General features: G+C 72.6%; 24 protein-coding genes. 21 read left to right on the top strand and 3 right to left on the bottom strand.

The window, feature by feature from the left end:
- Nucleotides 1-32: 32 nt before the first annotated feature.
- Nucleotides 33-1,049 (bottom strand): hypothetical protein, encoded by a 1,017-nt coding sequence (locus tag C3489_RS18510; protein ID WP_181139729.1) that lies wholly within the window; start codon nt 1,047-1,049, stop codon nt 33-35.
- Between the two features lie 156 nt (nt 1,050-1,205).
- On the bottom strand, nt 1,206-2,783 hold the full coding sequence (locus tag C3489_RS18505) for an oxidoreductase (RefSeq protein ID WP_103782968.1): 1,578 nt from the start codon (nt 2,781-2,783) through the stop codon (nt 1,206-1,208).
- Between the two features lie 202 nt (nt 2,784-2,985).
- Between C3489_RS18505 and hisD the strand changes: the two genes are divergently transcribed.
- The 10 genes from hisD to C3489_RS18460 all read left to right on the top strand — a co-directional run bounded on the left by hisD (nt 2,986) and on the right by C3489_RS18460 (nt 10,681).
- Complete coding sequence (hisD, locus tag C3489_RS18500; protein WP_103782967.1) at nt 2,986-4,311, top strand: histidinol dehydrogenase; 1,326 nt, start codon at nt 2,986-2,988, stop codon at nt 4,309-4,311.
- A complete protein-coding gene (locus C3489_RS18495; protein ID WP_103782966.1) occupies nt 4,308-5,417 on the top strand; it encodes a histidinol-phosphate transaminase in 1,110 nt (369 codons plus the stop codon). Before hisD ends, C3489_RS18495 begins: the two co-directional genes overlap by 4 nt.
- On the top strand, nt 5,414-6,007 hold the full coding sequence (gene hisB / locus C3489_RS18490; RefSeq protein WP_100825690.1) for an imidazoleglycerol-phosphate dehydratase HisB: 594 nt from the start codon (nt 5,414-5,416) through the stop codon (nt 6,005-6,007). Before C3489_RS18495 ends, hisB begins: the two co-directional genes overlap by 4 nt.
- Complete coding sequence (locus C3489_RS38725) at nt 6,004-6,168, top strand: hypothetical protein (protein WP_181139728.1); 165 nt, start codon at nt 6,004-6,006, stop codon at nt 6,166-6,168. Before hisB ends, C3489_RS38725 begins: the two co-directional genes overlap by 4 nt.
- Nucleotides 6,168-6,809: an imidazole glycerol phosphate synthase subunit HisH gene (hisH, locus tag C3489_RS18485; RefSeq protein ID WP_103783002.1), complete on the top strand. Its 642-nt coding sequence runs from the start codon at nt 6,168-6,170 to the stop codon at nt 6,807-6,809. Before C3489_RS38725 ends, hisH begins: the two co-directional genes overlap by 1 nt.
- Nucleotides 6,806-7,531 carry a bifunctional 1-(5-phosphoribosyl)-5-((5-phosphoribosylamino)methylideneamino)imidazole-4-carboxamide isomerase/phosphoribosylanthranilate isomerase PriA gene (gene priA, locus C3489_RS18480; protein WP_103782965.1) on the top strand — a complete coding sequence of 242 codons (726 nt, stop codon included), beginning with the start codon at nt 6,806-6,808 and terminating at the stop codon, nt 7,529-7,531. The genes hisH and priA overlap by 4 nt, the downstream gene beginning before the upstream one ends.
- Nucleotides 7,528-7,932 (top strand): RidA family protein, encoded by a 405-nt coding sequence (locus C3489_RS18475; protein WP_103782964.1) that lies wholly within the window; start codon nt 7,528-7,530, stop codon nt 7,930-7,932. Before priA ends, C3489_RS18475 begins: the two co-directional genes overlap by 4 nt.
- Complete coding sequence (gene hisF, locus C3489_RS18470; protein WP_103782963.1) at nt 7,929-8,684, top strand: imidazole glycerol phosphate synthase subunit HisF; 756 nt, start codon at nt 7,929-7,931, stop codon at nt 8,682-8,684. Before C3489_RS18475 ends, hisF begins: the two co-directional genes overlap by 4 nt.
- 123 nt (nt 8,685-8,807) lie before the next feature.
- Entirely contained in the window at nt 8,808-9,398 is a 591-nt protein-coding gene (locus C3489_RS18465) for a transcriptional regulator (protein ID WP_103782962.1), read from the top strand.
- A gap of 41 nt (nt 9,399-9,439) precedes the next feature.
- Nucleotides 9,440-10,681 (top strand): MFS transporter, encoded by a 1,242-nt coding sequence (locus C3489_RS18460; RefSeq protein WP_103782961.1) that lies wholly within the window; start codon nt 9,440-9,442, stop codon nt 10,679-10,681.
- A 57-nt stretch (nt 10,682-10,738) separates the two neighbouring features.
- Here the strand turns inward: C3489_RS18460 and C3489_RS18455 are convergent, their stop codons facing one another.
- Nucleotides 10,739-11,374 carry a TIGR03085 family metal-binding protein gene (locus tag C3489_RS18455; protein ID WP_103782960.1) on the bottom strand — a complete coding sequence of 212 codons (636 nt, stop codon included), beginning with the start codon at nt 11,372-11,374 and terminating at the stop codon, nt 10,739-10,741.
- A gap of 61 nt (nt 11,375-11,435) precedes the next feature.
- On the opposite strand from C3489_RS18455, the gene hisI reads away from it, so the two are divergent.
- The 11 genes from hisI to lgt all read left to right on the top strand — a co-directional run bounded on the left by hisI (nt 11,436) and on the right by lgt (nt 20,267).
- The gene (gene hisI, locus C3489_RS18450) at nt 11,436-11,825 is read left to right on the top strand and encodes a phosphoribosyl-AMP cyclohydrolase (protein WP_103782959.1); all 390 of its coding nucleotides are present in this window, start codon (nt 11,436-11,438) and stop codon (nt 11,823-11,825) included.
- An 11-nt stretch (nt 11,826-11,836) separates the two neighbouring features.
- Nucleotides 11,837-13,327: an anthranilate synthase component I gene (locus C3489_RS18445; RefSeq protein WP_103782958.1), complete on the top strand. Its 1,491-nt coding sequence runs from the start codon at nt 11,837-11,839 to the stop codon at nt 13,325-13,327.
- Between the two features lie 71 nt (nt 13,328-13,398).
- Nucleotides 13,399-14,046: a TIGR02234 family membrane protein gene (locus tag C3489_RS18440; RefSeq protein ID WP_103782957.1), complete on the top strand. Its 648-nt coding sequence runs from the start codon at nt 13,399-13,401 to the stop codon at nt 14,044-14,046.
- Nucleotides 14,047-14,161: 115 nt separating this feature from the next.
- The gene (locus C3489_RS18435) at nt 14,162-14,425 is read left to right on the top strand and encodes an HGxxPAAW family protein (protein ID WP_103782956.1); all 264 of its coding nucleotides are present in this window, start codon (nt 14,162-14,164) and stop codon (nt 14,423-14,425) included.
- 87 nt (nt 14,426-14,512) lie between these two features.
- The gene (locus tag C3489_RS18430) at nt 14,513-14,926 is read left to right on the top strand and encodes a DUF2752 domain-containing protein (RefSeq protein ID WP_103782955.1); all 414 of its coding nucleotides are present in this window, start codon (nt 14,513-14,515) and stop codon (nt 14,924-14,926) included.
- 139 nt (nt 14,927-15,065) lie between these two features.
- Complete coding sequence (trpC, locus tag C3489_RS18425) at nt 15,066-15,875, top strand: indole-3-glycerol phosphate synthase TrpC (protein WP_103782954.1); 810 nt, start codon at nt 15,066-15,068, stop codon at nt 15,873-15,875.
- Nucleotides 15,876-15,896: 21 nt separating this feature from the next.
- Entirely contained in the window at nt 15,897-16,070 is a 174-nt protein-coding gene (gene trpM, locus C3489_RS40035) for a tryptophan biosynthesis modulator TrpM (RefSeq protein ID WP_103782953.1), read from the top strand.
- 107 nt (nt 16,071-16,177) lie between these two features.
- The gene (gene trpB / locus C3489_RS18415) at nt 16,178-17,461 is read left to right on the top strand and encodes a tryptophan synthase subunit beta (protein WP_103782952.1); all 1,284 of its coding nucleotides are present in this window, start codon (nt 16,178-16,180) and stop codon (nt 17,459-17,461) included.
- A complete protein-coding gene (gene trpA, locus C3489_RS18410; protein ID WP_103782951.1) occupies nt 17,458-18,276 on the top strand; it encodes a tryptophan synthase subunit alpha in 819 nt (272 codons plus the stop codon). The genes trpB and trpA overlap by 4 nt, the downstream gene beginning before the upstream one ends.
- 108 nt (nt 18,277-18,384) lie before the next feature.
- Nucleotides 18,385-19,161, top strand: a complete 777-nt coding sequence (locus C3489_RS18405) for a thioredoxin domain-containing protein (protein WP_103782950.1) — start codon at nt 18,385-18,387, stop codon at nt 19,159-19,161.
- 128 nt (nt 19,162-19,289) lie between these two features.
- Nucleotides 19,290-20,267, top strand: a complete 978-nt coding sequence (lgt, locus tag C3489_RS18400) for a prolipoprotein diacylglyceryl transferase (RefSeq protein ID WP_103782949.1) — start codon at nt 19,290-19,292, stop codon at nt 20,265-20,267.
- The last annotated feature ends 4 nt before the right edge of the window (nt 20,268-20,271 follow it).

The raw sequence follows: 20,271 nt of genomic DNA, 5'->3' as shown, positions 1-20,271 counted from the left end.
CCGACTCGGTGCACGTGTCCGCCGCGACCGCGCTACGGACGCCGCGGCGCCGGCGCGGACCCCTCCGCGGCCGCCTCCAGCAGCTCCCCACGGACCTGCAGAAAGCGGCCCAGCGGGTCCTCCGACTCGCGCTCCCACGGGAAGGAGGTGGCGTACGGGCCGTTCAGCCGCAGCTGTTCCAGCGCGTCGGAGGGACGGTCCAGCCGAGCCAGCACATGGATCAGCAGGTTCCGGACGGGCGCCGGCCACGGGTCGGCGGGCCCGAGCAGCGCCGACAACGCGATGCCCCGGTCGGCCGCCGCGTCCAACCGCTCCCGCTCCACCCACGCGGCCCGCCCGTCGGCCAGGCAGGCGAAGGCCACCCGCAGCGGCAGCGCCTGGACGAAGGAGTCGGCCGGGGCGTCCTGCGCGGCCCGGTCGGCGAAGTCGAAGCAGGCCCGGTGGGCGTCGCGCCCGGAAGCGGCCAGATAGCGCAGCGCGGCCACATGGCAGCCGTAGTGGTGCGGGGCGCGACGCACCGCGGCCTCCCACAGCTCCTCGAAGTACCGGTGCCCGGCCCGCGCGCCCCGCGCGTGGTCCAGCGCGATGCGCCACGGCACCGGGTCGCGGTCGTCGCTGCGCGCGGCCCGGGTGATCAGCGGGCTCACCTCGCGCAGCGCCTCGGTGCGGGCCGGGGAGCGCCAGGCCCGGTCGACCGCCAGCTGGGCCTCGACGAGCAGGGCGTCGGGGGAGTGCGGGGCGGCGGCCCGCCAGGTCTCCAGCCACTCGGGGCGGGAGCGGGCGAACGCGGCGAGCCGTACGGCGTACCGGTCCCGGCGCTCCCACTCGGCGGCGGCGCGGGTGGCGCCGAGCAGTGCGGCGGCGGGCGTGTGCTCCCCGCGCGCGGCCGCGACCAGCACCGGGGCCAGCCGGGAGTCGGCCGCGTCGAGGAGCACCTCCTCGTCACCGACGTGGGGGGCGTCCGGTTCGGGCCCGGCGGAGTGCGCGGCGGTGGGGGTCATCCGGCCCGAGCGGATGAACGGCAGCAGCAGAGCCATGGTGCCGACCATTGAAAAGCCGCAGGTCCGGGCGGCGCCAGTGGCTACACGGAACCTCCCGAAAGTTGTACGTCCGAAGGTCAAGGAAGCGCAAAACGTGATTCTTTCTCAACTTATCGAACCCCTGTGCTGCGTACCGAGGGTAATCCCAGGTGGGGGCGTTCCGGCCTACCCTCGCCGCAACAGCCGGGTCGCACCGGCCGCCACAGCCGTCGCCAGCACCCAGCCGAGCAGCACCATCGCCGCGGCCAGCCACTGCCAGCCGCCGCGCAGCTGCCATTGCCCCGCCTGGCCCAGATCGATCACCGGAAGCAGCAGGTCCAGCGCGAACAGCGCAGGGTCCCACGCGGGATGCCCGTCGCGCTGGACCGGCGGGGGCCCGGCGTGCGCGAAGGCCAGCGAGCCCGCCGCCCACAGCACCGCCATCCACACCGCGGCCCGCCCCGGCCGGTAGCCGTAGGCCACCGTCCAGTCCTGGGCGTACCCCCACAGCTTCGCGGCGAGCGGCAGCGTCTCGCGGCGGCGGCGCTGCTTGGCCAGCAGCACCTCCCGGGCGTCCTCGTCCTCACCCGCGCCCCGCAGCACCGCCGCCAGGCGCTCGTACGGCTCCGGGTTGTACTCGGCGGTCGCGGCGGCCACCCAGCCCAGCCGCTCGGCCAGCGGGAACGGGCCGTGCGGCACCAGGCTCTCGTAGGTGAAGCCGCCCATCTGCAGCCGGCCCGCGCCCGGCCAGGCGCTCGCCCGGTCGATCAGGGTGACGATCCGCGCCCCCGACAGCACCACCCGCCCGAGCCGCGGCCGCTCCCCGAGGAAGCGCAGCTCCGGCGTCTGCACCCGGCGCAGCGACACCTCCTGCTCCTCGGTGAGGGTGAAGCGGGCCCGCTCGAAGTCCACCGCGTCCCCGAACCGCCCGTCGTCCAGCCGCACCCCGCCCCGGCACTCGAACGCCTGGATCCGCGTCCCCTGCGCCGGTGTCACGCCCATCAGCGCCTGGCCGATTCCCGCCGGGGTCAGATACAGCGTGCGCTCGACCGTCAGCTGCGGTGCGTTCAGCGCGTGCCGGGCGGTGGGGTTGGCCAGCCGCGCCCCGCGCAGGCTGAGTGACACCCCGACCTTCGCGCCGCGCAGGCTCAGCTCGCCGTGCGACTGCAGCAGCTCCGCCTGCAGGTCCTGGCCGACGGTCAGGCCGTCCCCGGCGATGGACCGGCCGGTGCGGTCGCGGTGCACGACCGCCTGGTTGAGCAGCAGGTCGGTGCCTATGTGCGCGTCGGTCAGCCGGATGCCCCGGTGGAACCGGCAGCGCGGCAGATGCAGATCGCCCTCGGTGTGCAGCCGTGCCGCCTCCAGCCGCGGCACGGAGCAGTTCACCAGCCGCACGGTCGTGCAGCGGGCCTCCGGCAGCCGCACCTCGTGCTCGAAGCGGCAGCCGGTCAGCTCGACGTAGGGCGCGACCGTGCCGCCCGCGAGGTCCAGCGAGCCGGTGAGCCGCACCCCGGCCAGCTTCAGCGCGGACACGCGGCCCGCGAGGGCGGGCGGCCCGTCCAGCAGCAGCCAGGCCACGATCCGCGCCCGCACCGTGCGCTCCGGCCCCCACGGATGCTCGCCGTGCGGGTCGTCGACGACCGGATCGCCGCTGCTCAGGTCGTACACGCTGCCGTTGCGGAAGGCCAGCCACATCCCGGCTTCCGCGGCGGTCAGGTCGTCCGGCAGATCGCCGGTGTCGTGGAGGCCCACCTCCTCGGTCACGGCGCTCACTTCCTCCCCGGCTACTCGCGGGTTGCGCTCTTCGTACAGGCGTTCATGCCCGGTGGGTGACCTCTCGAACACTCAAAGTGACGGTCGTCTTCCGGTCAGTCCGCGCGCCCGCGGCCCCGTGCGGTATCACGTCGTGTATCAGCCATTGATACGGCCGCACGGCGCGCATCCCGGGTCTGAGAGAATTGAGTCCGTGATCTCCCGAATCGATCTGCGCGGCGACGCCCTTCCTGAGGGCCCCGCCCTGCGTGACCTGCTGCCCCGAGCCGACTTCGACGTTCAGGCCGCCCTGGAGAAGGTGCGTCCGATCTGCGAGGCCGTGCATCATCGCGGCGACGCGGCACTGATCGACTTCGCGGAGAAATTCGACGGCGTCCGGCTGGAACAGGTCCGGGTGCCGGCCGAGGCCCTCACCAAGGCCCTCGACGAGCTCGACCCGGCCGTGCGCGCGGCCCTGGAGGAGTCCATCCGCCGCGCCCGCCTCGTCCACCGCGCGCAGCGCCGCTCCACGCACACCACCCAGGTCGTCCCCGGCGGCTCGGTCACCGAGAAGTGGGTGCCGGTCGAGCGGGTGGGCCTGTACGCGCCCGGCGGCCGGTCCGTGTACCCGTCGTCCGTGGTGATGAACGTCGTCCCGGCCCAGGAGGCCGGTGTCGAGTCCATCGCGCTCGCCTCGCCCGCCCAGGCCGAGTTCGGCGGCCTGCCGCACCCGACGATCCTGGCCGCGTGCGCGCTGCTCGGCGTCGATGAGGTGTACGCCGCGGGCGGTGCCACCGCCGTCGCGATGTTCGCCCACGGCACCGAGTCCTGCCCGCCCGCCAACATGGTCACCGGCCCCGGCAACATCTGGGTCGCCGCCGCCAAGCGCTACTACACCGGCAAGATCGGCATCGACGCCGAGGCCGGCCCGACCGAGATCGCGATCCTCGCCGACTCCACGGCCGACCCGGTGCACGTCGCCGCCGACCTGATCAGCCAGGCCGAGCACGACCCGCTGGCCGCCGCCGTGCTGGTCACCGACTCCGTGGAACTGGCCGACGCGGTCGAGCGCGAGCTGGAGCCGCAGGTCGCCGCCACCAAGCACATCGACGACCGGATCGTGCCCGCCCTCAAGGGCAAGCAGTCCGCGATCGTCCTGGTCGACGGCATCGACGAGGGCCTGCGGGTGGTCGACGCCTACGGCGCCGAGCACCTGGAGATCCAGACCGCCGGTGCCACCGAGGTCGCCGAGCGGGTGAGGAACGCCGGCGCGATCTTCATCGGCCCCTGGGCGCCCGTCTCGCTCGGCGACTACGCGGCCGGCTCCAACCACGTCCTGCCCACCGGCGGCTGCGCCTGCCACTCCTCCGGCCTGTCCGTCCAGTCCTTCCTGCGCGGCATCCACATCGTCGACTACACGAAGGACGCGCTGGCCGAGGTCGCGCACCACGTGGTGACGCTGGCGGAGGCGGAGGACCTGCCCGCGCACGGCGCGGCGATCAAGGCCCGGTTCGAGTGGAAGGTACCGGAGAGCAAGTGACGTACGGAATCGACGATCTGCCCGTACGGGACGAGCTGCGCGGCAAGTCCCCTTACGGAGCGCCCCAGCTGGACGTCCCCGTACGGCTGAACACCAACGAGAACCCCTACCCGCTGCCCGAGCCGCTGGTCGAGCGGATCGCGGAGCGGGTGCGCGAGGCGGCCCGCGACCTGAACCGCTACCCGGACCGCGACGCCGTCGAGCTGCGCACCCGGCTGGCCGAGTACCTTACCCGCACCTCCGGGTACGCGGTGGGCCTCGACAACGTGTGGGCGGCCAACGGCTCCAACGAGGTCATCCAGCAGCTGCTGCAGACCTTCGGCGGGCCCGGCCGCACCGCCATCGGCTTCGAGCCGTCGTACTCGATGCACGCGCTCATCGCGCGTGGCACCGGCACCGGCTGGATCTCCGGGCCGCGGGGCGACGACTTCACCATCGACCTCGCCGCCGCCGAGAAGGCGATCGCCGAGAACCAGCCCGACGTCGTCTTCATCACCACCCCCAACAACCCCACCGGTACGGCGGTGCCGCCGGAGACGGTGATCGCGCTGTACGAGGCCGCGCAGGCCGCCAAGCCGTCCATGGTGATCGCTGACGAGGCGTACATCGAGTTCAGCCACGGCGACTCGCTGCTGCCGCTGCTTGAGGGCCGCCCGCACCTGGTGATCTCCCGCACGATGTCGAAGGCGTTCGGCGCGGCGGGCCTGCGCCTGGGCTACCTCGCCGCGCACCCGGCCGTCGTGGACGCCGTCCAGCTGGTGCGGCTGCCGTACCACCTGTCGGCCGTCACCCAGGCGACGGCGCTGGCCGCGCTGGAGCACACCGACACGCTGCTCGGCTATGTCGAGCAGCTCAAGGCCGAACGGGACCGGCTGGTGAGCGAACTGCTCGCCCTCGGCTACGAGGTGACGGCGTCGGACGCCAACTTCGTGCAGTTCGGGCGGTTCGAGAACGCCCACGACGTCTGGCGGCGGATCCTCGACCGGGGCGTCCTGGTCCGGGACAACGGCGTACCGGGATGGCTGCGGGTCACCGCCGGCACCCCGCAGGAGAACGACGCGTTCCTCGACGCGGTCCGTGAAGTGAAGAAGGAGCTTGAGTCATGAGCCGCGTGGGACGCGTGGAGCGTACGACCAAGGAGACCTCGGTCCTCGTCGAGATAGACCTCGACGGCACCGGGAAGACCGACATCGCCACCGGCGTCGGCTTCTACGACCACATGCTCGACCAGCTCGGCCGGCACGGTCTGTTCGACCTGACCGTGAAGACCGACGGCGACCTGCACATCGACTCCCACCACACCATCGAGGACACCGCCCTCGCGCTGGGCGCCGCCTTCAAGCAGGCCCTCGGCGACAAGGTGGGCATCTACCGCTTCGGCAACTGCACCGTCCCGCTGGACGAGTCCCTCGCCCAGGTGACCGTCGACCTGTCCGGCCGCCCGTACCTGGTGCACACCGAGCCCGAGAACATGGCGCCGATGATCGGCGAGTACGACACCACGATGACCCGGCACATCCTGGAGTCGTTCGTCGCCCAGGCCCAGATCGCGCTGCACGTGCACGTGCCCTACGGCCGCAACGCGCACCACATCGTGGAGTGCCAGTTCAAGGCGCTGGCCCGGGCCCTGCGCTACGCCTCCGAGCGCGACCCGCGCGCGGCGGGCATCCTCCCGTCCACGAAGGGCGCACTGTGAACGGTCTGTCCACGATCCTGATCGTCGTCGGCCTGTTCCTGGTCGGCGGGATCATCTCCTTCGTCAAGCAGCAGATGCCGCGGAGCCTGATCGTGCTGCTGTCCATCGGCGCGGCCATGTGCCTGGTCGCGGGCGTGATGCGGCTGGAGGTGTGGAGCTGATGAGCACCCCGAAGAAGGTCGTCGTCTTCGACTACGGCTTCGGGAACGTGCGCTCCGCCGAGCGCGCCCTGGCCCGCGCGGGCGCCGACGTCGAGATCACCCGCGACTACGACAAGGCCATGAACGCCGACGGCCTGCTGGTGCCCGGCGTCGGTGCCTTCGCCGCCTGCATGACGGGGCTCAAGGAGGCGCGCGGCGACTGGGTCGTGGAGCGCCGACTGGCCGGCGGCCGCCCGGTGATGGGCATCTGCGTCGGCATGCAGATCCTCTTCGCGCGCGGCATCGAGCACGGCGTCGAGGCCGAGGGCCTGGACGAGTGGCCCGGCACCGTCGAGCCGCTGCAGGCCGAGATCGTGCCCCACATGGGCTGGAACACCGTGGACGCCCCGGCCGACTCGGAGCTGTTCGCCGGCCTGGACGCCGACGCCCGCTTCTACTTCGTGCACTCCTACGCCGTCCACGACTGGACGCTGGAGAGCAACAACCCGGTCATCGCGGCCCCCAAGGTCACCTGGGCCACGCACGGCAAGCCCTTCGTGGCCGCCGTGGAGAACGGCGCCCTGTGGGCCACGCAGTTCCACCCCGAGAAGTCCGGCGACGCCGGAGCCCAGCTCCTCACCAACTGGATCGGAACACTGTGAGCAAGCTCGAACTCCTCCCCGCCGTCGACGTCCGCGACGGCCAGGCCGTCCGCCTCGTGCACGGCGAGTCCGGCACCGAGACCTCCTACGGCTCCCCGCTGGAGGCCGCCCTGGCCTGGCAGCGCTCCGGCGCCGAGTGGCTGCACCTGGTCGACCTGGACGCCGCCTTCGGCACCGGGGACAACCGTGAGCTGATCGCCGAGGTCGCCAAGGCGATGGACATCAAGGTGGAGCTGTCCGGCGGCATCCGCGACGACGACACCCTGGCCGCCGCCCTGGCCACCGGCTGCACCCGGGTCAACCTGGGCACGGCCGCGCTGGAGACCCCGGAGTGGGTCGCCAAGGTCATCGCCGAGCACGGCGACAAGATCGCCGTCGGCCTCGACGTGCGTGGCACCACCCTGCGCGGCCGCGGCTGGACCCGCGACGGCGGCGACCTGTACGAGACGCTGGACCGCCTCAACAAGGAGGGCTGCGCCCGCTACGTCGTCACCGACATCGCCAAGGACGGCACGCTGCAGGGCCCCAACCTGGAGCTGCTGAAGAACGTGTGCGCGGCCACCGACCGGCCCGTCGTCGCCTCCGGCGGCGTGTCCTCGCTGGACGACCTGCGCGCCATCGCCGACCTGGTGCCGCTCGGTGTCGAGGGCGCCATCGTCGGGAAGGCGCTGTACGCGAAGGCGTTCACCCTGGAAGAGGCCCTGGAGGCTGTGTCGTCATGACGTCCGAAGCCGTGCGGCGGGTGCAGAGCGGAAGTCCCTGGGAGGAGAGTTTCGGTTTCGCACGCGCCGTCGCGGCGGGCGACCGTGTGCTGGTGGGCGGCACCACGTCCTTCAAGGGCAGTGTGCTGTACGGCGAGGGCGACCCGTACGAGCAGGCCAAGGTGGCGTTCACCAGCGCCCTGGAGGCGATCGCGGAGTTCGGACTCGGTCCCGAGTCGGTGCTCCGGACCCGGATGTTCCTGACCCACGCGCGCGATGTCGACGCCGTGGGCCGCGCCCACAAGGAGCTGTTCGACGCCGTGCGCCCGGTCACGACCCTGCTGGTCGTGGAGGGCTTCGTCGACCCGCGCATCCTGGTCGAAGTAGAACTTGAGGCATTCAGAGGAGCCGTGGATTCATGACCCTGGCGGTCCGAGTCATCCCCTGCCTGGACGTGGACAACGGCCGGGTCGTCAAGGGCGTCAACTTCCAGAACCTGCGCGACGCGGGCGACCCCGTCGAGATGGCCAAGGTGTACGACGCCGAAGGCGCCGACGAGCTGACGTTCCTCGACATCACCGCGTCCTCGGGCAACCGGGAGACGACCTACGACGTGGTGCGCCGCACCGCCGAGCAGGTGTTCATCCCGCTCACGGTCGGCGGCGGCGTCCGCACGGCCGAGGACGTGGACAAGCTGCTGCGGGCGGGCGCCGACAAGGTCGGTGTGAACACCGCCGCGATCGCCCGCCCGGAGCTGATCCGGGAGATCGCCGAGCGCTTCGGCCGGCAGGTGCTGGTGCTGTCGGTGGACGCCCGCCGCACCGAGTCGGGTTCGTTCGAGGTCACCACCCACGGCGGCCGCCGCGGCACCGGCATCGACGCCGTCGAGTGGGCCCACCGGGCGGCCGAGCTGGGCGCCGGCGAGATCCTGCTGAACTCGATGGACGCGGACGGCACCAAGGACGGCTACGACCTGGAGATGATCGCGGCCGTGCGCAAGCACGTCACGATCCCGGTGATCGCCTCCGGCGGCGCCGGCAAGCTCGCCGACTTCCCGCCGGCCGTCGAGGCGGGCGCGGACGCGGTGCTGGCCGCGTCGGTGTTCCACTTCGGCGACCTGCGGATCGGCGAGGTGAAGCAGACGCTGAGGGAGGCGGGCCACCCCGTCCGCTGACCCGCTCACCCGAGGAGCCCCGGCGGTACCGCGACCGGCCGGGGCTTTTTCTCGGGCCGATACGAAAGGAAAGTTGCGCAAAATATGTTGTGCAACTTTTCTTTCGCATCTAGCGTGGGAGGTATGGCGGACAAGGAGAGAGACCACCGCATCCGGGACGTGGGCACGCTCAAGGCGCTCGCCCACCCCCTGCGGATGAACCTGTACCGGGCGCTGACCATCGCCCGCACCGCGACCGCGTCCCAGCTCGCCGAACAGGTCGACGAGGCGGTGTCACTGGTCAGCTACCACCTGCGCAAACTCGCCGAGCACGGCCTCATCGAGGAAGCCGAGGCGCAGAGCGCGGACGGCCGCGAACGCTGGTGGCAGCCCGCCACCGACGGCATCACCATCCGCGACGAGGACTTCCGCGACGCCCCGGAGAAGGCCGCCGCGCACACCGCCGCCAGCCGCCTCTTCTTCGAGCAGCGCGCCGACATGTACCGGCGCTTCCTCGACGAGCGCGCCCACTGGGGCGCCGTGTGGAACACCGCCTCCGACTCCTCCGAATGGCTGCTCAAGCTCACCCCGGACGAGCTGTCCCGGCTGTCCAAGGAGATGTACGACCTCGTCCGCAAGTACGAGCAGCTCGGCCGTGCCGCCGCGGAGGCGGGTGACACGGAAGGCCGCGAGAACGTCGCGGTGCACACGTACGGCTTCCCCTTCCGCATCTGAGCTCCCGCGACCCGGGACTCTTTTCCGAGAGGACGGTCCGCGTGACCACCACCCTCGCGTCACCCGCCCGCCCGGCCGGCAGACCCGCCCACCGCGACCCCAACGTGCTGCGCTGGCTCGGCGCCTACGCCTCCTCCGCGATCGGCGACAACGTCTACTACATCGCCCTGTCCTGGGCGGCCGTCCAGACCGGCACCCCCGCCCAGGCCGGGCTGGTCACCGCCGCGAGCGCCGTGCCGCGCGCCCTGCTGATGCTCGGCGGGGGAGTGGTCGCCGACCGCTACGGGCCGCGCCGGGTCGTCCTCGGCTCCACCGCGGCCCGCAGCACCCTCGTCCTCACCGCGGCCGTCCTGCTGTTCGTCACCAGCCCCGGACTGTGGACCCTCGGTGCGGTCGCCGTCGTCTTCGGTGTCGTCGACGCCGTCTTCCTGCCCGCGGCCGGCGCGCTGCCCGGGCGGATCACCTCACGCGACCAGCTCGCCCGCGTCCAGGGCATGCGGGGCCTGGCCACCCGGCTCGCCAACGTCCTCGGCGGACCCCTCGGCGGCCTCGGCGTCGCCGTCGGCGGCACCGCCGGCGCCTTCGGACTGGCCGCGCTGCTCGTCGGGGTGTCGCTGCCGCTGCTGCTGACCGTGCGGGCCGGCGCGCTGCCGCCCGACGAGCGCCAGGAGCGGCGCGCGCCCCTGACCGAGCTGCGCGACGGGCTGCGGCACATCCGGCGCCACCCGGTGCTGCGGCCGCTGGTGATCGCCGCCGCCCTCAGCGACCTCGGCTTCGTCGGCCCGATGAACCTCGGCCTGACCCTGCTCGCCCAGCAGCGCGACTGGGGCTCCTCCGGCATGGGCTGGGTGCTCGCCGGCTTCGGCACCGGCGCGGGCGCCGCCTCCCTGCTGCTCACCTGGCGCGGCCGGATACCCCGCGCCGCGGTCGTGGCCGCCGTGACCAACCTGGTGGCCGCCTTCGCCATCGCCGCGCTCGCCCAGGTCCCGTCCGTCGCCGCCGCGGCCGGCACGGCAGCCGTCATCGGCGTCACCGCCGGACTGTCCGGCGCCCTGTGCGGAGCGCTCGTCCAGGCCCACACCGAGGCCGCCTACCTCGGCCGGGTCATGTCCGTCTCCACGATCGTCGGCTTCGGCATCGCCCCGCTCACCTTCCCCCTCGTCGGCGCGGCCGTGACTTTGTGGGGCACCGGCCCGGTGTTCACGGTGTGCGCGGCGGTCAGCGCCCTCGCCGCCGCCGTCGTCCTGGGCACCCGCGACCTGCGCCGCGCCGAACTGCCGTAGGACGGCGGGGAGGGGCCCTAGGACCCCGCGACGCCGGGATGATCCAAACGACAGGGCCTAGATGCCCAGCTCCTTCGCCGTGTGCAGCCTGGCGATCGCGTCGTCGTCGCCCTCCAGGGACACCTTCGCCGCGCTCTGCCGGCCGTACAGGAACAGCAGCAGCTCCGACGGCTCGCCCGTCGCCGTGACCACCGGTGTGCCGCGCCGGGCCACCGCCGTCTGGCCGTCCGGGCGGCGCAGCACCAGGCCCGTCGGGACGCCGCGGCCCATCAGCCGGGCCGTGCGCTCCAGCCGGGACCACAGGGCGTCCTGGAACACCGGGTCCAGCTCGCGCGCCGACCAGTCCGGCTGGGCGCGGCGGACGTCCTCCGTATGGACGTAGAACTCGATCGTGTTCGACGCCTCGTCGATCTGCTTCAGCTGGAACGGCGAGAAGCGCGGCGGTCCGGTGCGGATGAGCCGGAGCAGTTCCTCGTACGGCTTGGCGGCGAACTCCTCCATCACCTTGTCCAGGCGGGACGCCAGCGGCTTGATCAGGATGCCCCCGGCGGCGTCCGGACGGCGCTCGCGCACCACCACGTGCGCGGCGAGATCACGGGTCAGCCAGCCCTCGCACAGTGTCGGGGCCTCGGGACCGGCCGTCTCCAGGAGGTCGGCGAGCAGAAGTCGTTCACGCTTGGCGAAGGTCGACATACAGTCAGCCTACGACCACCCTGTGGACACGGCACGGGCGTTGTCACCGCCGCGCGGCACAATGGCATCCATGACCAGCGCCAACCTCGACCCGGAGATCGCCGCGCGCATCAAGCGCAGCCCCGACGGCCTCCTTCCCGCCATCGCCCAGCAGTACGACACCGGGGAGGTGCTCATGCTCGGCTGGATGGACGACGAGGCCCTGCACCGCACCCTCACCACCGGCCGCTGCACCTACTGGTCCCGCAGCCGCCAGGAGTACTGGGTCAAGGGCGACACCTCCGGGCACTTCCAATGGGTGAAGTCCGTCGCCCTGGACTGCGACGCCGACACCGTCCTGGTCAAGGTCGACCAGGTGGGGGCCGCCTGCCACACCGGCGCCCGCACCTGCTTCGACGCGGACGTGCTGCTCAAGGACGCCGGTCCCGGCGCCCCCGGCTCGGATCAGTGAGGTCGGCCGCCATGGACCTGGAGACGTTCCGCAAGCTGGCCACCGACCGGCGGGTCATCCCGGTCACCCGCAAGCTGCTCGTCGACGGCGACACACCGGTCGCGCTCTACCGCAAGCTCGCCGCCGAGCGCCCCGGCACCTTCCTGCTGGAGTCCGCGGAGAACGGCCGCTCCTGGTCGCGGTACTCCTTCGTGGGCGTGCGCAGCGACGCCACCCTCACCGCACGCGACGGGCAGGCGCACTGGCTCGGCACCCCGCCCGTCGGCGTGCCCACCGACGGCGACCCGCTGGCCGCGCTGCGCGCCACCATCGAGGCGCTGCACACCCCGCGCGACCTCGCCCACGACCTGAACCTCCCGCCCTTCACCGGCGGCATGGTCGGCTACCTCGGCTACGACATCGTCCGCCGCCTGGAGAAGATCGGCCCCGGCGAGCACGACGAGCTGAAGCTGCCCGAGCTGACCATGCTCCTGACCAGCGACCTCGCCGTGATGGACCACTGGGAGGGCTCGGTCCTGCTGATCGCCAACGCGATCAACCACAACGACCTGGACACCGGAGTCGACGAGGCCTACGCCGACGCGATCGCCCGCCTGGACGCCATGCAGGCCGACCTCTCCAGCGCCGTCGCCCAGCCGCCCGCCGTGCTGCCGCCCTCCGAGCTGCCCGAGTACACCGCCCGCTGGGGCGGGACGGACTTCCAGGCGGCCGTGGAGGACATCAAGGAGCGCATCCGGGCCGGCGAGGCCTTCCAGGTCGTCCCCTCCCAGCGCTTCGAGACGCCGTGCACGGCGAGCGCGCTGGACGTGTACCGGGTGCTGCGGGCCACCAACCCCTCGCCGTACATGTACCTGTTCCGCTTCGACGGCTTCGACGTCGTCGGCTCCTCCCCGGAGGCGCTGGTCAAGGTCGAGGACGGGCGGGCCATGGTCCACCCCATCGCCGGCACCCGGCACCGCGGCGCCACCCCGCAGGAGGACCAGGCCCTCGCCGACGAGCTGCTCGCCGACCCCAAGGAGCGCGCCGAGCACCTGATGCTCGTCGATCTCGGCCGCAATGACCTGGGCCGGGTCTGCGAGCCGGGCTCGGTGGAGGTCGTCGACTTCATGTCGATCGAGCGCTACTCGCACGTGATGCACATCGTCTCGACGGTGACCGGCCGGGTCGCCCCGGGCCGTACCGCCTTCGACGTGCTGACGGCCTGTTTCCCGGCCGGCACCCTCTCCGGCGCCCCGAAGCCGCGCGCGATGCAGATCATCGACGAACTGGAGCCGTCCCGGCGCGGCCTGTACGGGGGCTGCGTCGGCTACCTGGACTTCGCCGGCGACTCCGACACCGCCATCGCCATCCGCACCGCCCTGCTGCGCGACGGCACCGCCTACGTCCAGGCGGGCGCCGGCGTCGTCGCCGACTCCGACCCGGTCGCCGAGGACACCGAGTGCCGCAACAAGGCGGCCGCCGTGCTGCGCGCCGTGCACACCGCCAACCGGCTGGGCAAGTAGGGCACGCCCCACCACGGTGGGGTGCTTCTCACGGGACCCCGGGTGACGGTTCACCCGGGGTCCGGGCGATAGTGGAGTACGTGACTGCCGTACCTCACCCCCGTAGCGAAGCCGTCCCCGCCCGGTCGGGCCGCCGCAGCCTCGCCCTCGCCCTGATGTGCGGAGCGCTCGGCGCGGCCGTCGCGCTGCTGTCCACCCGGCAGCGCTGGGCGGAGGGCACCGCGACGGTGGCCGGCGGCGCCTTCCCGCTGACCGCCAAGGGCAGCGACGTCACCGGCGTGCCCGCGGCCCTCGCCATAGTGGGCCTGGCCGCGCTCGTCGCCGTGTTCGCCGTACGCTGCGCCGGCCGGTTCGTCGTGGCCGCGGTCCTCGCCCTGTCCGGCGCCGGGACCGTCGCCGCCGCCCTGGCCGGCGCCTCCGACGGCGGCGCCCTCGACGACAAGGCCGCGGCCGCCTCCGGCGACACCTCCGCCACCGTGGCCGCCCTCACCCACACGGCCTGGCCCTACGTCGCCGCCGCCGGCGGCGCCCTGATCCTGCTGGCCGGTCTGCTCGCCCTGCGCTACGGCCGCCTGTGGCCCGCGATGTCCGGCCGCTACGAGCGCTCCGCCGCACCCCGCCCGCGCCGCGCCGCCCGGGCCGACGACCCCGACCGCCCGGACGAGCTGTGGAAGGCTCTCGACCGCGGCGAGGACCCCACGGGCCCCGACCCGGCCTGACCCGCCCGACGGCCCACCCCGGCGTACGGCACGCGCGCGCGTACGGGACAATGGAGCCGAACACCACGTCCGTCACGGACACGTACGACACGTATACGGCAACGAGGAGCAAGCAATGGCGGGCAGCAGCCACGGACACACCCCGGCCGCCTGGACCGGTGTCATCATCGCCTTCATCGGTTTCTGCATCGCCGGCGCCTTCGTGGTGATGGCCCAGCCGGCCGGCATGTGGGCCGGTCTGGGCGTCGCCGCCCTCGGCGGTGTCGCCGGCGGCGTCATGCGCTCCATGGGCATGGGCGCCCCGAAGTCCGCGTCCGAGCCGCTGGTGATGGCCGACCGCCCCACCGCCAACCGCGAGGCGGCCGTCGCCAAGGGCTGAGCACCACCCACGTCGCCGCGAGGGGCGTCCGGGCACGCACGCGTGCCGGGGCGCCCCTCACGACGTCCTGAGGCACCGGGGAGCACAATGCGAGACGTGACCCACGCACGCCCGGGCCGGCTGGCCGCGCCCGCCCTCGTCCTGGCCGCCGTCGCGGGCGCCTTCGCCTACGTCGGCGCCGTGGACCCCAACGAGCCCGGCCACTACCCCGCCTGCCCGCTGCTGCGCCTGACCGGCCTCTACTGCCCCGGCTGCGGCGGGCTGCGCAGCGCGCACGCCGTCGTGCACGGCGACGTCACGGGCGCGCTGCACGACAACGCGCCGGCCGTGCTCGGCTATCTGGCCTTCGCCGTGCTGTGGACCGTCTGGGTGGTTCACGCCGTGCGCGGACGGCCCTTCAGGCCCGACCTCCGGCCCGCGTACCTGTGGACGCTGGGCGGGCTGCTGCTGGTCTTCACCGTTGTCCGGAACCTGCCGTTCGGCGGCTGGCTCCATCCCTGACCGATCACCGAATGTCCAGGTAGTGGGACCGGCGTCAACCGGATGCGAGGTCATGGCCCGCGGGCGGATACCATCGCAGTGACCAATGGTTCCCCCCTGGTCGCTGGAACTGTCAACCGTCTGGAAGGGGGCCGCTCGCGTGAGTGTGCTCGACGAGATCATCGACGGAGTCCGTGCCGACCTCGCGGAGCGGCAGGCGCGCGTCAGCCTCGACGAGCTCAAGGAGCGCGCGGCCAAGGCCCCCGCGGCCAAGGACGGGGTGGCCGCGCTCAAGGGCGACGGCGTCAAGGTGATCTGCGAGGTCAAGCGCTCCAGCCCCTCCAAGGGCGCGCTGGCCGCGATCGCCGACCCGGCCGGGCTCGCCGCGGACTACGAGGCGGGCGGCGCGGCCGTCATCTCCGTGCTGACCGAACAGCGCCGCTTCGGCGGCTCGCTGGCCGACCTGGAGGCCGTCCGGGCCCGGGTGGACATCCCGGTCCTGCGCAAGGACTTCATCGTCACGTCGTACCAGCTGTGGGAGGCCCGCGCGTACGGCGCCGACCTCGCGCTGCTGATCGTCGCCGCCCTCGACCAGCCGGCCCTGGAGTCGCTGATCGAGCGCGCCGTCTCCATCGGCCTCACCCCGCTGGTCGAGGTGCACGACGAGGAGGAGGTCGAGCGGGCCGTGGACGCCGGCGCCAAGGTCATCGGTGTCAACGCGCGCAACCTCAAGACCCTTGAGGTCGACCGCGGCACGTTCGAGCGGGTCGCCCCGGAGATCCCCGACCACCTGGTCAAGGTCGCCGAGTCCGGCGTCCGCGGCCCGCACGACCTGATCGCCTACGCCAACGCCGGCGCCGACGCCGTCCTGGTGGGCGAGTCCCTGGTCACCGGCAAGGACCCCAAGGCGGCCGTCGCCGACCTGGTCGCCGCTGGCGAACACCCGGCACTGCGCCACGGCCGGGGCTGAGACCCCGCTAGGCTTGCCCCGATGACGTACCAGCTGACCCTGCCGACCAGGGACCCGTACGCCCGCCTCGCGCGCGGCTGCCGTCCCCGGGGCTGCCGCGCACCCGCACGCCGGGTACACGGCCGCAGGGTCCGCTACGTCATCGGAGACGAACCCGGGCAGGTCAACGGGCGTCGATGGCAGCGCGCCCCATAGGGGCGCGGGGAACTGCGCGACAAGCCACATACGGCAGGTAGCCGACAGACGACCCGAGCCCCCACGGCGAATAGTTTTTCCCAGAACACTCACCGTGAGGTACTCGCATGCCCAGCGACTTCTTCATCCCCGACCCGCAGGGTCAGGTCCCCAACTCCGCAGGCTACTTCGGAGAGTTCGGCGGCAAGTTCATCCCGGAGGCCCTCGTGGCCGCCGTGGACGAGGTGGCCGTCGAGTACGACAAGGCCAAGAACGACCCCGAGTTCGCCAGGGAACTCGACGACCTCCTGGTCAACTACACCGGCCGCCCGTCAGCCCTGACGGAAGTCCCCCGCTTCGCCGAACACGCCGGCGGCGCCCGCGTGTTCCTCAAGCGTGAGGACCTCAACCACACCGGCTCGCACAAGATCAACAACGTGCTCGGCCAGGCCCTGCTCACCAAGCGCATGGGCAAGACCCGGGTGATCGCCGAGACCGGTGCCGGTCAGCACGGCGTCGCCACGGCCACCGCCTGCGCGCTGTTCGGCCTGGAGTGCACGATCTACATGGGTGAGATCGACACCCGGCGCCAGGCCCTCAACGTCGCCCGCATGCGCATGCTCGGCGCCGAGGTCGTGGCCGTGAAGTCCGGCAGCCGCACGCTGAAGGACGCCATCAACGAGGCGTTCCGCGACTGGGTCGCCAACGTCGACCACACCCACTACCTGTTCGGCACGGTCGCCGGTCCCCACCCCTTCCCGGCGATGGTCCGCGACTTCCACCGCGTGATCGGCGTCGAGGCCCGCCGCCAGCTCCTGGAGCGGGCCGGCCGCCTCCCCGACGCCGCGATCGCCTGCGTCGGCGGCGGCTCCAACGCCATCGGCCTCTTCCACGCCTTCATCCCCGACGAGGGCGTCCGCCTCATCGGCTGCGAGCCCGCCGGTCACGGCGTCGAGACCGGTGAGCACGCGGCCACGCTGACCGCCGGCGAGCCGGGCATCCTGCACGGTTCGCGCTCCTACGTCCTGCAGGACGAGGAGGGCCAGATCACCGAGCCGTACTCCATCTCGGCCGGTCTGGACTACCCGGGCATCGGTCCCGAGCACTCCTACCTCAAGGACTCCGGCCGCGGCGAGTACCGCGCGGTCACGGACGACGCCGCGATGCAGGCGCTGCGCCTGCTGTCGCGCACCGAGGGCATCATCCCGGCCATCGAGAGCGCCCACGCCCTCGCCGGCGCCCTGGAGGTCGGCCGTGAGCTGGGCGAGGACGGCCTGATCGTGGTCAACCTGTCCGGCCGCGGCGACAAGGACATGGACACCGCCGCGCGCTACTTCGGGCTGTACGACACGGACGCGGAGGTGGCGGCGAACGAGGCCGACACGGCGGAGATCGAGGGGGACGCCAAGTGAGCGGGAACATTCAGCTTCTGACCGACACCCTGGCCGCCGCCAAGGCCGAGGGCCGCTCCGCCCTCATCGCCTACCTGCCGGCCGGGTTCCCGACCGTGGACGGCGGCATCGAGGCGGTCAAGGCCGTCTTCGACGGCGGCGCCGACGTCGTCGAGGTGGGCCTGCCGCACAGCGACCCCGTCCTGGACGGCCCGGTCATCCAGACCGCCGACGACATCGCCCTGCGCGGCGGCGTGAAGATCGCCGACGTGATGCGGACGGTGCGCGAGGCCCACCAGGCCACCGGCAAGCCCGTCCTGGTCATGACGTACTGGAACCCCATCGACCGCTACGGCGTCGAGCGGTTCACCGCCGAGCTGGCCGAGGCCGGCGGCGCGGGCTGCATCCTGCCCGACCTGCCGGTGCAGGAGTCGGCGCTGTGGCGGGAGCACGCCGACAAGCACGGGCTCGCGACCGTGTTCGTCGTGGCGCCCAGCAGCAAGGACAAGCGGCTCGCCGAGATCACCGCGGCGGGCAGCGGCTTCGTCTACGCCGCCTCCCTGATGGGTGTCACCGGCACCCGTGAGTCGGTCGGCGCACAGGCCCAGGACCTGGTGGGCCGCACCCGCGCCACCGGCACCGGCCTGCCCGTCTGCGTCGGCCTCGGCGTGTCCAACCGCGCCCAGGCCGCCGAGGTGGCCGGCTTCGCCGACGGTGTGATCGTCGGCTCGGCCTTCGTCAAGCGGATGCTGGACGCCCCGGACCACGAGGCCGGCCTGGAGGCGGTGCGCGCCCTCGCCGGCGAGCTCGCCCAGGGCGTGCGTGGCCAGGCGTAACGGGACAGACCGCACGGCGTAACGTAACAATCCAGACATACGGTCACTCGAACGGGTGGACCTGGGACCGGGGAGGCGCAATGCGCCTCCCCGGTTCGTTCTGGGGGTGTGAGCGAGAAGAACCGTGACGGAAAGCGCACCGCCAGGGAGCGGCTGGCGGTCGAGCGCGAGAAGCAGAAAGCCGCCGAGAAGCGCAGGCGTGCCCTGATCGTCGGGGCCAGCGTCGTGTGCGTGCTCGGCCTGGCGGCGGTGATCGGCGTCGTCGCCGCGAACGCGGGCAAGGACAAGGGAAGCAGCAGCGCGGGCCCGGTCGTCGCCCCCTCGGGCGCGCAGGGCAAGGACGCCCTGGCCATCCCGGTCGGCAAGGACGGCGCCAAGTCGACGCTCGTCGTCTGGGAGGACTTCCGCTGCCCGGCCTGCCAGGCCTTCGAGGCCGCGTACAGACCGACGATCCACGAGCTCACCGGCGCCGGCCTGCTCAAGGCCGAGTACCACCTGGTCACCCTGATCGACGGCAACCTCGGCGGCAGCGGCTCCCGGCACGCCGCGAACGCCGCGGCCTGCGCCCAGGACGCGGGGAAGTTCACCGCGTACCACGACGTGCTCTACCAGAACCAGCCCAAGGAGACCGACGACGCCTACGCCCAGGACAGCAAGCTGATCGAGCTGGCAGGCAAGGTCCCCGGCCTGGACACCCCCGCCTTCCGTTCCTGCGTCGAGGACGGCAAGCACAACAGCTGGGTCGCCAAGTCCCACCAGGCGTTCCAGAAGGGCGGCTTCCAGGGCACCCCGACCGTGCTGCTCAACGGCAAGAACATCTACCAGGACCAGACGATGACCCCGGCGAAGCTGAAGCAGATGGTCCAGGAGGCCGCCAAGGGCTGAGCGAGGGCGCGGCGGCCACAGCCGGAGGCCGGGCGGCGTCCTGCGGCGTTCTCGCACGGCCCCGTTATGGACCCGTAGCCGGGCCGCCTGCCGTCGGCCGGGTCCGGCACGGTAGCGTCGACCTTGCCATGGAACTTGCCTACATTCCCAGCCCGTCGCGCGGAGTGCTGTACCTCGGGCCCATTCCGCTGCGCGGCTACGCCTTCTGCATCATCATCGGCGTCTTCGTTGCCGTCTGGCTCGGCAACAAGCGCTGGATCGCCCGCGGCGGGCGGGCCGGCACGGTCGCGGACATCGCGGTCTGGGCGGTGCCCTTCGGCCTGGTCGGCGGACGTCTGTACCACGTGATCACGGACTACGAGCTGTACTTCAGCGAGGGCCGTGACTGGGTGGACGCCTTCAAGGTCTGGGAGGGCGGCCTCGGCATCTGGGGCGCGATCGCGCTCGGCGCGCTGGGCGCGTGGATCGGCTGCCGCCGCCGGGGCATCCCGATGCCGGCGTACGCCGACGCCGTGGCCCCCGGCATCGCCCTGGCCCAGGCGATCGGCCGCTGGGGCAACTGGTTCAACCAGGAGCTGTACGGCAAGCCGACCGACCTGCCCTGGGCACTGAAGATCACGTCGTCCTCGGACGGGCGGGTGCCCGGCACCTACCACCCCACGTTCCTGTACGAGTCGCTGTGGTGCATCGGCGTCGCCCTGCTCGTCATCTGGGCCGACCGCCGCTTCAAGCTGGGGCACGGCCGGGCGTTCGCGCTGTACGTGGCCGCGTACTGCGTGGGCCGGTTCTGGACCGAGTACCTGCGCGTGGACGACGCGCACCACATCCTCGGCCTGCGCCTGAACAACTGGACCGCGCTGCTCGTGTTCCTGCTCGCGGTGCTCTACATCGTGCTGTCGGCGAAGAAGCGGCCGGGCCGCGAAGCGGTCGTCGAACCGGGGGCCGTCGCCGAGCAGGTCGGGGAGCCCACCGGCGGCGAGGGCGCCGGTGAGGGTGAGGCCGAGGGCGAGGCGGAGAGCGCCGGGAAGGACGCCGAGGCGGAGCCCGAGGACGCGGTGGACGACGAGGCGAAGGACGAGGCCGGGTCCGCGCCCAAGAAGACCTGACCCC

It is taken from the genome of Streptomyces sp. Ru71, from assembly GCF_002920535.1.
GTDB lineage: Bacteria > Actinomycetota > Actinomycetes > Streptomycetales > Streptomycetaceae > Streptomyces.
Note: the sequence above shows the minus strand (reverse complement) of the source record. Positions and strands in the feature narration are given on the sequence as shown.